A 10,713-nucleotide genomic window follows, 5' to 3' on the forward strand; every position below is an offset into this window, starting at 1 on the left:
TATATGAAGGTGCTTCTTTCCTTCATTGTAAATAAAAAGAACTAGAGTATGCAAACAAGCCATTCTTCTATTTTATTAGAGGATGTTTAGAGATTCCTATAATTGACTACCACGAAAATTTCATATGGACTGTGTGGGTATCACTTAGTAAAGAAAGTTATGATGAAGTATTAGAAAAGTGGGATGAGAGAGGCCGAGAAAATAGTGATCCTTATTTTGGTTGGTTATCTGTAGAAATACCAGTTTATCCAGAAACATTAAATTTAAAAACAAATGTACATATAAGAGAAGTTGGAATGGCACCGTATGTTGAATTAGAGCCAACCGAGCATCCTTTAGCGATCGAACAAAGAAATGGAATTACTTTAGAGAGAGTTAAAGAAATAGAGGAAATGATCCAACAATATAACTAGATTAGAAGAGAAAAAACGAGTGCTAGCACTCGTTTTTTTATTACACAACCGCAGGATTATAAATCATCGTAAAGTGTCCTGGTAATAATTCAATGTGACAAGGTGTATGAAGCGAGCTTTCTCCATCTGTATCTATTTCTTTTTCTTCTTTCGTTTCAATATGAATGGATTTCGCTTTTACGTGGAAGATGTCATTTTCATTTGAGTCTTCAAATAGTTTCTTTCCGATGTAATCTTTAAATGCTTGAATACCTGTTGATTTGACTACGAAAATATCAAGTGTTCCGTCATCACATTTTACGTTCGGAATAAAGGATGGAATACCACCAAGATATTCACCATTTCCAACCATGACAAGGACAGCTTCGTCTTCATATACTTGTCCGTCATAAGTAATTTTTACTGGGAATGTTTCAGCATTTTTTACAGTTCGAATTGTGCTTAAATAGTAACCAATTTTACCAAGCTTTGCTTTTTCTTCTGCATCGATATTGTTTGATACTTCAGATACGAGTCCAATGCCCCAGAAGTTTAAGAAATGTTGTTCATTTGCTTTTGCAACGTCAACTGGTTTTATATGTTCTTTTGTAATAAGTTTTGCCGCTTCTGCAATGTTTTGCGGAACACCAAGTGTGCGAGAGAAGTCGTTGCAAGTTCCACCTGGAATGATTGCAAGTGTAGGTCTAGTTTCGAGAGGTGCTAAGCCATTTGTGCATTCAAATACTGTTCCATCACCACCAAAGACGATAATTAAATCTACTTTACTAGCAAACTCTTGGCAATATTTTGTTGCATCACCTTGTTTTTTCGTATGAAGGATATGTAGATCAGGAAAAGCTGCGGCAAGAGGTGGTACGATTTTCGTTAAATTTGTATGTAAGTCACCTTGACCAGCTTTCGGATTTACGATGAGGAGTACTTTTTCAAATTTTGTCTTTGTCATATTTCATCTCTCCCTGTAGTTTGTAATGGAAAGAAAGGAGCTGTTCCCATGTATTTTAGAACAGCTTCTCCCTATTAATTGGGTGCTAAGATTGTCAGTTATTGTCGGTAAGTCGATATATTTAAAAAATCGCCGATATACATTTTATGTACTATCGATTTTTTAAGTTATACGATTATTCCGTTACAACTGAAGCAATGAATGGTAAGTTACGATATTTTTCCGCACAGTCGATACCGTATCCAACGATGAATTCGTCTGGAATTTGGAAGCCAACATATTCAGCTGTTAAGTCTACTTTACGACGTTCTGGTTTATCAAGTAATGTACAGAACTTGAGTGCTTTTGGTTTATGCATAAAGAAGTGATCTTTTAGGAAATGAAGTGTTAAACCAGAATCGATAATATCTTCTACAACAATTACGTTTTTCCCAGTAATGTTTACGTCGATATCTTTTAGTAGTTTCACTTTTCCTGTTGTTTCTGTTTGATTTCCGTAGCTAGATGCAGAAATAAAGTCAATTGTTACATCATTTTTGATGTGACGAATTAAATCAGCAGCAAATACGAATGAACCTTTTAATACTGCGATAACTACGATTTCTTCTCCTTCAAAGTCACGTTCGATTTGAAGTGCTAATTCTTTAACTTTTGCTTGTAATTGTTCTTCAGAAATTAAAGTGTCTTTTATTTCAATATTCATTGTAATCCTCCTACAGTGTAAAACTTACGAACATTTCGACTGTAAAGGATAGAATAGAAAAAGTCAAAGGAGATAGTAATTTTTTACAAAGATAACGACAAAATCATCTGATGATATGATATACTAAGTATATCAAGAAAACGCTTCCATAAAGGGTGAATATGATGAAGAAGAAACAGTACACAAGTGTAACATTTATAAAAGCATTACTTTTAACAATTGTTCTTGGCCTGTTGGCTTACGTAATTGATGTACCTGCGATTCGTATTTCATTAATTGGAATGACTTTAGTGTTAGGAGCAATTTCGCACGGTATGATGTCGCAGCTAAAAGAAGCTGGACTTGATGATATGAGAGATCATATAGATAAAAAGTAAGAAACCTTCATTATATAGAGTGAAGGTTTTTTTGTTTCTTACAAAAATGTAAGGTAGTTGTAAGGCAAATCGATAGTTGCATAAGAGCATTTTGGATAAACTATGGGTGTAAGGTAAAAGGCAAGCATATTTTAGGTAAATTAAGTTTTAGGCACTCTATATGTGAAAAAGGAGTAGGAGGGCATGGAGAAACGTTGGACGACCTTTTCTTTTTTAGCGACTAGTAACACCGTAATGCTAGATGGAAAAATGGATTTTTTGCACTTGTTTGATCGTGAAGATGATCATTCTTCTTCTAAATTTACAATGAAATGGAATAAATGGAGCGAGAGTTGTAGGTTTGAAGAAGAGGCCCCTAACGAAGAGCAAAAGATTATTTTAACAAACCCTATTAAAGCGTGGGTTGTTCAACGTCGTAAGTGTAACGTCAAAAATCACTTCAAGAAAACTGAGCCGAGACAATTAGTTATCGCTCCGGCCCGTTCTACTTCTAAATCACGCGAAAGTAACATGTAAATAATTGAGACACACACCCGAAAAAAACATCGTACATATTGCGATGTTTTTTTCTTTTTCTACAATGAAATCTTTAAATGAAATATATTTCATCTGCATCTTATATTTATATCTCTTGCTTATTCTAGTAATACATCCGATGCGAGTAGATGTGAATAAAATATAAGGAGAGAGTGAAAATGAAAAAGAAACTATTACCAATTTGTGCAATGGCACTTTTAACAGTAGGATATTCTTCAGTAGCGAGTGCGGATACTGGAACAGTAACAAAGGAAGAAGAAGCGCAGGTACAACAGGATAAAGCTAAAAAAGAAGAAGCAATTAAGGAACAGCAAAAAAGTGAAATAGAGAAAAAGCAAGCGGCACAAGTACAAGAAAAAAATGATATGGCTAAAAAAGAGGAAACAATAAAAGCTGAGAAAAAAAGTGAAGAAGAGAAAAAGAGAATAGCGCAAGAACAGTTAAAAAACGATATGGCCAAAAAAGAAGCAGCGATAAAAGCCGAGCAAAAGAATGAAGTAGCTAAAAAAGAAGAAGCAAAGCCAGTTGTACAAGGTGAAAAATTACCAAATACAGCATCAAATAATGTAGCAATGATGGGATTAAGTGCATGTCTTGTAGCGGTAGGTACATTATTTGGTTTGAATCGTCGCAATAAGATTAAAGCGTAAATAAAATATTTTCCTATAAAGAATGGGATAATTTCATATATTAAAAATGGTAGGTTACTCCTACCATTTTTGGCATGGAGGAATGAAGAATGAAGTTACTCAATTATATCGGTATCATATTGATGGCTATAGGGCTATTCATGGGATCCTATTATGCTGTGGAATGGTATAAAGGAAGAAGCTCTGCCGGGCAATTAACGGCAGAAGAAATAAAGAGCCTTAAAAATATACAAGGTACTCAACTTTCTCATGAAACACCTGTAACTTCTCAAGTGCCTTCTTCTCAAACAGAACATAAAGAAGGAGAAAAGGTAGCGATGTTAAACATACCGAAAATAAAGAAGAAGTTTTCTATATATTGGGGAGCAGATGATATGACTTTGAAAAAAGGAGTGGGTATGTTCGTTAGTGATTTAACGACAACTCCATCTGGAGGGGGACATACTGTACTGAGTGGACATCGAGATACTGTATTTACAGATTTAGAAGAGTTGAAAGAAAAGGATACCCTTGTTTTAGAGTATGATAATAAAACGTACACATATGAAATTCAAAAGACATGGATTACTCATGCGGATGATCGTACTGTTATTATAAAAAAAGAAGAACCGATATTAACACTGACAACTTGTTACCCATTTGATTATATAGGGGATGCACCAGATAGATATATTATCGAGGCGAAGTTAACTGGCAGTTATTCAAAGTGAAATTATAGTTTCTGAAAGCGAGAGGGGGATATATAAGTTATGTCAAAAAACATTTTAATTGTTGAAGATGAAGACATATTACGTGAAATATTAAAAGATTATTTTTTAAGTGAACAATATGTAGTGTTTGAAGCGAGGGACGGGAAAGAGGCTTTAGTTGTATTTGAAGAAGAAGAGGTTGATTTAGTTATTTTAGATATCATGTTGCCAGAACTCGATGGATGGTCTGTTTGCCGAAGGATTAGGAAGACGTCCGAGGTGCCTATTATTATGCTGACGGCGCGTGTAGATGAAGACGATACGTTACTTGGTTTTGAACTTGGAGCAGATGACTATGTGACGAAGCCGTATAGTCCTCCAATTTTATTAGCAAGAGCGAAACGATTATTAGAAAGTAGAAAAGCATCGAAGAAACCTTTAGAGAACGAAGATGATACGTTATCGATTCATGGCATCCATGTCCATTTTCCGTCGCGTACTGTTACTGTTGATGAGGCAGATGTTAGTTTAACGCATACGGAGTTTGAAATATTGGTGTATTTCATGAAAAATCAAGGAATCGTTTTAACGCGAGAGCAACTCATTTCAAGAATTTGGGGATATGAATTTGCTGGCGATGATCGAACGGTGAATAGCCATATTCGTAATTTAAGAAATAAATTAGGAGAGAAAGCAAAGTATATTACAACTGTAGTACGAACTGGTTATAAATTTGAGGGGAATGTATGAAGAAAGGAATTGTACTAAAATTATTTACTCTTACAACAGCATTATGCATGTTAATTTTAGCGACGATATTTATTGGACAAACGATATTTTTTAAACAATATTATGCGAATCGAAAAGTGGAAGATATTAAAGTGAATTTAAATTCCTTTGAGAAGAACTATTTAAATCGTGCAGGAAATGCAGAAGAAATTCAGAAACTAGAGCAAGACTTTTTAAGAGAAAATAATACGTGGATTACGACATTAGATAAGAACGGGAATTTAAAACATGCAGATGATTTTTATTTTGAAGTAACGATAGATCGTAGGCAACAAAAGAGCTTTGGACAACAAATATTCAAAATTCCCTTAGGTAATCTCGTCAATATAGAGGAGATTGATAATAAATTATCAGAGCATTTTTTAGGGCAAGAAATTTATTTTTCTGGAGTGAGAAAAGAAGATAGTTTTATTCCATTCTCTTTTTCTTTATCTAAGCAGAATTTAAGCGGATCTAATAAACCGCTAGAAAAAGCATTTAATGAGAAAATGAGTAAATTAAATGAGGAGAAAAAGAGAGCAGCTGAGGAACAACTTGTTAAGGAAAAGAAACCAGCTGTTCAGGAGCAAGCTGCTCAAGAATCAAATGTTTACATAGGTGGACGTGTTACAAAAGTACAGTTACCAGATGTAAAAGGTCCTGTGAATCCAATTTATAAAAATGGCATCTTCTTAGATAACATAAAAGAATTTCAAACTAATTTATTATTAAAAGAGAGCAAGCCCATACAATATACAACACAAACAATGGACTATGAAAAAAATGATATTAAATATAAATTATTAATGAAACCAATAAAAGAAAAAGACGGATCAGTAACATATATTTATGCGATGGCTTCTTTACAGCCCGTAGATGAAGCTGTACAAATGGTGCAAGATTATTACATCTATATCATTGCATTTGTAGTTGTTCTTATTTTTTTAGCTTCGTTCTATTACTCAAAACAAATTGCCAAACCGTTATTAAAAATAAATGATACGACGAAGAAAATAGCACAATTAGATTTTACAGAAAAAATACCGATTACTTCAAAAGATGAAATTGGAGATTTATCGAAAAATATTAATGTGCTATCAAATAAACTCCATTCACATATTGGACAGTTAGAAGAAGATATTGAAAAGGAAAGAAAGTTAGAAAATACACGGAAAGAATTCATTTCTGGTGTTTCGCATGAATTAAAAACACCGCTAAGTATTATGAAAAGTTGTATTTCCATTTTAAAAGACGGGGTAGCTGAGCATAAAAAAGAGTATTATTTTCAAGCGATGGAGAGAGAAGTAGACAAAATGGATACTTTAATTTTGGATATGCTTGAGTTAGCTAAATTTGAATCTGGTACATATAAAATGAAAAAGTCTTCGTTTTATATTGATACAGTAATTGAAGATATATGTGAACATCTATCTGTGGAAATAGAGAAAAAAGAACTTCATGTTCATAAAAATATACATTCATTTGAAGTGATTGCAAATCAAGGCCGGATTGAACAAGTCATCGTTAACTTCATTACGAATGCCATACGTTATACACCAAATAAAGAAGATATTATTATTTCTACAATAGATGAGAAGGATCGTATAAAAGTGTGCATTGAAAATAAAGGTACTCACATTGAAGAAGAACAATTAGATAAAATTTGGGATCGTTTTTATCGCGTGGATACAGCTCGTCAGCGTTCACAAGGTGGGACGGGACTTGGGCTTGCTATTTCTAAAAATATTTTAGAATTACACGATGCTGAATATGGAGTGAAAAATACAGAAGACGGTGTATTATTTTACTTTTACTTACCGAAAAAAGCGTAGATAATGCATGCTACGCTTTTTTTAATTTATTTTCATATTATCTTTACCTAATCTTTATTTTTAAGCGATATAATCTGGTTAGAAAATGAGGTTATGTAAGGAGTCGATGAACCGTGCATAGCAATTGGCTAAGTATAATGGTATTTATTTTCTTTTGCGCATTTATTGTATTTTTAATTAATATTACGATATGAAAAAAGAGCGCTCATTAAGCGCCCTTTTTTTGTGTATTCATTTGATAAGCACTGATGCTTTTGAATAAGCGTGGGGAAGTGAGGAATAAAAATATAAGTAAAACTGTACATAAAATAAAAGAACCAAGCATTGTACTTCCATTTACGATTAATGAATATAACACAGCTGATTGACCTTTCGGCGCATATTGTCCCCAGAAAATAATACCGGCAATAAAGTGACAGAAATAGCGAGCAAAGCTACCGACAAATGTAGCAAGGATAATGTAAACAAGGATTTTCTTACCATGGTTTTGTTTTGCTGAAGGTTTTTCATTGCGACTACCTAAACTTGAATGTTCTTCACTATTTTCATTAGACGTTAAAAGTGCTTTTTGAATTGGACGATAGAATAAGCCAGCAAATCCGATAAAAGCAAAGGCAATGAAGTACTCAATGAATGCTTGAACAGGTGTTAAAATATAAGCATCCCCCACGACTATTTGTAATAGTCCCCAAACTAAACCACCTAAGAAAGCTGATTTAAAGCCCCAGCGGTAAGCAATAATAAAAATAGGAATCATAGCGAATGAGATAGAACCGCCTGTTGGAAGTTTAAGTGATAATGGTAAAATATCGATAATCATGGCGAAGGCTGCAAGAATAGCAGATTCGATCATCGCTTGTAAATTGGTGTTACGCATGTTGTCTCCCCCTAAATCCAAGTTGTACAAAAAAGAATAGATATCATAGGAGGATACGAAATACGTAAATAAAAATGAGGTATGTATTTCGGACGTTTGCACAATCCCTGCGTTAGCATTAACTAACAGGTTCGAAGGGTCGGAACGAAGTGTTCCCTCTCAGCGGCATGGCTCCCCCAGTGATAACGAGATTCTTTATTTGCTATTGTTTATTGTAAGCGAAATGGATGAGAATGGCAAACGAATACAGTATGACAATAATTGAAATAGAATTGTAGCGAAATGTTAATAAATATGAAGCAAAAGGGTATAGTACAAGAGAAATTGGGTGTGGTATAATTTTTTTGAAAATAATTATCATTCTCTTCTGAGGGGGAAGGTTATGAGTTTAGTAGATATTAAAATTGGAGAGAAAGTGTTAGTAAAAAGTATTCAGTCTTTAGATCAGCTATTAAAGCGTAGACTAGCTGCTTTCGGTCTTGCTGAAGGAAGCGAACTTCGCCTGAAACAGAAAGCGATGTTTAAAGGTCCTTGTACATTGGAGTGTCGTGGACAGTTAATTAGTATTCGTCATTGTGACGCGAAAATGATAAAGGTGGAATTAGCGTGAATAAGGTAGCTTTGCTAGGGAATCCGAATACAGGGAAGACATCATTATTTAATGCACTTACTGGTTCTTATGAGTATGTAGGAAACTGGAGCGGTGTAACAGTAGAAAAGAAGGTTGGTAAATTAAAAGATAGACAAGGAACATTAATTGATTTACCAGGTGTTTATGATTTAAATCCAGTTTCACGTGATGAAGGTGTTGTAACAAACTTTCTATTAACAGAAGAATTTAATCATATGTTAAATATCGTAGATTCCTCGCAGTTTGAAAGAAATATGCATTTAACGTTGCAGTTACTTGAATTTGGTAAGCCAGTCTCAATTGGTTTAAACATGGTTGATGTGGCGAAGCAAAGAGGAATTGTCATTGATGTAAAACGATTATCAGAACTATTAGGTGTAACAGTCGTTCCTGTTGTTGCAAGGAGTGGAAAAGGCTGTGAAGAACTGCTTACGACTCTTAAAGAAAATGACAAAAAAGAGAAAAAGCCATTCCTTATTTCATATGGTGTACAAATGGATGAAGGAATTGGAGAAGTAATTGCTCTTTTAGAGACAGTGAATTACGAGCATCCGAGATGGTTAGCACTTCAATTTTTAAGCAATAACGAAGTAGTAGAAAAAGAAATGAAAGCATTACCAATTTATAAGGAACTCATAGCCATTCGATCTCGCTTAGAAGGAAAACTTGATTGTACGTTAGAAGAGCACATTTACAAAACTCGTGAAGCGTATATTGAAAAGTTAAAAACAAATGTTATGAAGCATGAGAAAGAAGGAAAAATTCCTTTTTCAGAAAAAATTGATAGATTAATTACACATAAAATTTTAGGACTTCCAATCTTTTTAGCAGTTATGTTTTTTATTTTTCAGGTTACGTTTACGTGGATTGGTACACCTTTATCTGATATGTTAGATGAGTTTTTTGGTGGCCAGCTTACGGATTGGGTGACGGCTGGACTTACAAGTATTGGAGCTTCTCATTTTATTCAAGCACTCGTTACAGAAGGTATTATTGCCGGTGTTGGTGCTGTATTAGTATTCGTACCACAAATCTTTGCACTATTCTTTTTCATTTCATTATTAGAAGACTCAGGGTATATGGCGCGAATTGCAGTTGTTATGGATAGAATTATGGAGTTTTTCGGCTTAAACGGAAAAGCTTTTATTCCGATGATTATCGGTTTTGGATGTAACGTTCCAGGTATTATGGCTGCGAGAACGATTGAACAGGAGAAAGAACGTTTACTTACCATTTTAGTAACACCATTTATGTCTTGTTCAGCACGATTACCTGTATATGCATTATTTGCGGGCGTATTCTTCCCGCATAGTCAGGCGACTGTTGTATTTTCTTTATATGTTGCAGGGATTGTTCTTGCGTTATTAGTTACAAAAATTATGTCTCTTACGATTTTGAAAGCGGAAAAGTCTATTTTCGTAATTGAATTACCGCCTTACCGTGTGCCACAAGCGAAAACATTATGGCTGAGCACGTGGGAGAAAGGAAAAGGATTTGTTCGTAAAGCTGGTACATTCATCTTTGGTGGTTCGGTTGTCATTTGGTTATTAAACTATGCAGGTCCATCAGGATTTGGTGTTGATATGGGAGACAGTTACTTAGCGATGATTGGTGGATTTATCGCACCGCTATTTGCACCGCTCGGCTTTGGAACGTGGCAAGCTGCAGCATCCCTTTTAACAGGATTTTTAGCGAAGGAAGTTGTCGTTTCAACAATGGCAATTATTTATGCAGTTAAAGAAGATGTGCTTGGAAACGTAATGGGAGCACATTATACAGCATTATCAGCTTATGCATTTATGTTCTTTATTTTATTATACGTTCCATGTTTAGCGACGGTGGCTGTTATTAAACGTGAAACAGGATCAGCGAAATGGACGATTTTCTCAGTCGTTTACCCGCTTGTTGTTGCTTATGTATTAACGCTTATTATATACCAAGTTGGATCTTTACTAGGATTCTAAAAGGAGATGTATAATGATGGTCAATATTATAATTGGAGCTATCATTTTTGGTTATGCAGCATACACGTTAGTTAATTTTGTAAAGAGAAGTAAAAAAGGAAAATGCGCAGCATGTTCTTTAAATAAGTCATGTCAGTCGAAAACTTGTAGTCCAGATATGGAACAAGTTGCTCATAATAAATAGAAAAAAGCTTTGCGAATGTGAGCTGCACCCCAATTGTTAGACACAGTCTAACAATTGGAGGTGCAGTTTTTTGTATGACAAAATTTACGAAGGATTTAAAGTTAACGCTCGTTCAAGGATTTAATCCGAAAATAATTTCTCAAGC

The 10,713-nt window shown here is 34.4% G+C and carries 12 protein-coding genes, 1 pseudogene and 1 riboswitch; of the genes and pseudogenes, 10 read left to right on the forward strand and 3 right to left on the reverse strand.

Annotated elements, in window-relative coordinates; translation table 11 throughout:
• Nucleotides 1-68: 68 nt before the first annotated feature.
• Nucleotides 69-413: pseudogene (locus D1166_RS27675) on the forward strand (DUF2199 domain-containing protein); the annotation flags it as partial.
• A 40-nt stretch (nucleotides 414-453) separates the two neighbouring features.
• Here D1166_RS27675 and D1166_RS27680 read toward each other — a convergent pair.
• The gene (locus tag D1166_RS27680) at nucleotides 454-1,356 is read right to left on the reverse strand and encodes a diacylglycerol/lipid kinase family protein (protein ID WP_097856375.1); all 903 of its coding nucleotides are present in this window, start codon (nucleotides 1,354-1,356) and stop codon (nucleotides 454-456) included.
• Between the two features lie 175 nt (nucleotides 1,357-1,531).
• Nucleotides 1,532-2,059 (reverse strand): hypoxanthine phosphoribosyltransferase, encoded by a 528-nt coding sequence (hpt, locus tag D1166_RS27685; RefSeq protein ID WP_001019295.1) that lies wholly within the window; start codon nucleotides 2,057-2,059, stop codon nucleotides 1,532-1,534.
• Nucleotides 2,060-2,220: 161 nt separating this feature from the next.
• On the opposite strand from hpt, the gene D1166_RS27690 reads away from it, so the two are divergent.
• From D1166_RS27690 to D1166_RS27715, 6 genes are all read left to right on the forward strand, one after another.
• The gene (locus tag D1166_RS27690) at nucleotides 2,221-2,436 is read left to right on the forward strand and encodes a hypothetical protein (RefSeq protein ID WP_002001286.1); all 216 of its coding nucleotides are present in this window, start codon (nucleotides 2,221-2,223) and stop codon (nucleotides 2,434-2,436) included.
• A gap of 183 nt (nucleotides 2,437-2,619) precedes the next feature.
• Nucleotides 2,620-2,952, forward strand: coding sequence for a hypothetical protein (locus D1166_RS27695; RefSeq protein ID WP_000415613.1), 333 nt, complete (start codon nucleotides 2,620-2,622; stop codon nucleotides 2,950-2,952).
• Between the two features lie 179 nt (nucleotides 2,953-3,131).
• The gene (locus D1166_RS27700; RefSeq protein ID WP_000728022.1) at nucleotides 3,132-3,623 is read left to right on the forward strand and encodes an LPXTG cell wall anchor domain-containing protein; all 492 of its coding nucleotides are present in this window, start codon (nucleotides 3,132-3,134) and stop codon (nucleotides 3,621-3,623) included.
• A gap of 89 nt (nucleotides 3,624-3,712) precedes the next feature.
• On the forward strand, nucleotides 3,713-4,333 hold the full coding sequence (locus tag D1166_RS27705) for a class D sortase (RefSeq protein WP_000771596.1): 621 nt from the start codon (nucleotides 3,713-3,715) through the stop codon (nucleotides 4,331-4,333).
• Between the two features lie 39 nt (nucleotides 4,334-4,372).
• Nucleotides 4,373-5,062, forward strand: a complete 690-nt coding sequence (locus D1166_RS27710) for a response regulator transcription factor (RefSeq protein WP_000041848.1) — start codon at nucleotides 4,373-4,375, stop codon at nucleotides 5,060-5,062.
• Entirely contained in the window at nucleotides 5,059-6,912 is a 1,854-nt protein-coding gene (locus tag D1166_RS27715) for a sensor histidine kinase (RefSeq protein ID WP_097856374.1), read from the forward strand. Before D1166_RS27710 ends, D1166_RS27715 begins: the two co-directional genes overlap by 4 nt.
• Before the next feature lie 208 nt (nucleotides 6,913-7,120).
• On the opposite strand, the gene thiT is transcribed toward D1166_RS27715, so the two are convergent.
• The gene (gene thiT, locus D1166_RS27720; protein WP_001246585.1) at nucleotides 7,121-7,789 is read right to left on the reverse strand and encodes an energy-coupled thiamine transporter ThiT; all 669 of its coding nucleotides are present in this window, start codon (nucleotides 7,787-7,789) and stop codon (nucleotides 7,121-7,123) included.
• 86 nt (nucleotides 7,790-7,875) lie between these two features.
• Nucleotides 7,876-7,977: riboswitch (TPP riboswitch) on the reverse strand.
• 194 nt (nucleotides 7,978-8,171) lie between these two features.
• On the opposite strand from thiT, the gene D1166_RS27725 reads away from it, so the two are divergent.
• The 3 genes from D1166_RS27725 to D1166_RS27735 are packed head-to-tail and all read left to right on the forward strand — an operon-like array spanning nucleotide 8,172 to nucleotide 10,568.
• Nucleotides 8,172-8,399 carry a FeoA family protein gene (locus tag D1166_RS27725; protein WP_000060512.1) on the forward strand — a complete coding sequence of 76 codons (228 nt, stop codon included), beginning with the start codon at nucleotides 8,172-8,174 and terminating at the stop codon, nucleotides 8,397-8,399.
• The gene (gene feoB / locus D1166_RS27730) at nucleotides 8,396-10,384 is read left to right on the forward strand and encodes a ferrous iron transport protein B (RefSeq protein ID WP_001044842.1); all 1,989 of its coding nucleotides are present in this window, start codon (nucleotides 8,396-8,398) and stop codon (nucleotides 10,382-10,384) included. Before D1166_RS27725 ends, feoB begins: the two co-directional genes overlap by 4 nt.
• 13 nt (nucleotides 10,385-10,397) lie before the next feature.
• Nucleotides 10,398-10,568 carry a FeoB-associated Cys-rich membrane protein gene (locus D1166_RS27735; RefSeq protein ID WP_000989593.1) on the forward strand — a complete coding sequence of 57 codons (171 nt, stop codon included), beginning with the start codon at nucleotides 10,398-10,400 and terminating at the stop codon, nucleotides 10,566-10,568.
• Nucleotides 10,569-10,713 lie beyond the last annotated feature (145 nt).

This window comes from Bacillus sp. ISO11, assembly GCF_003458115.1.
Classification (GTDB): Bacteria; Bacillota; Bacilli; order Bacillales; family Bacillaceae_G; genus Bacillus_A; species Bacillus_A cereus.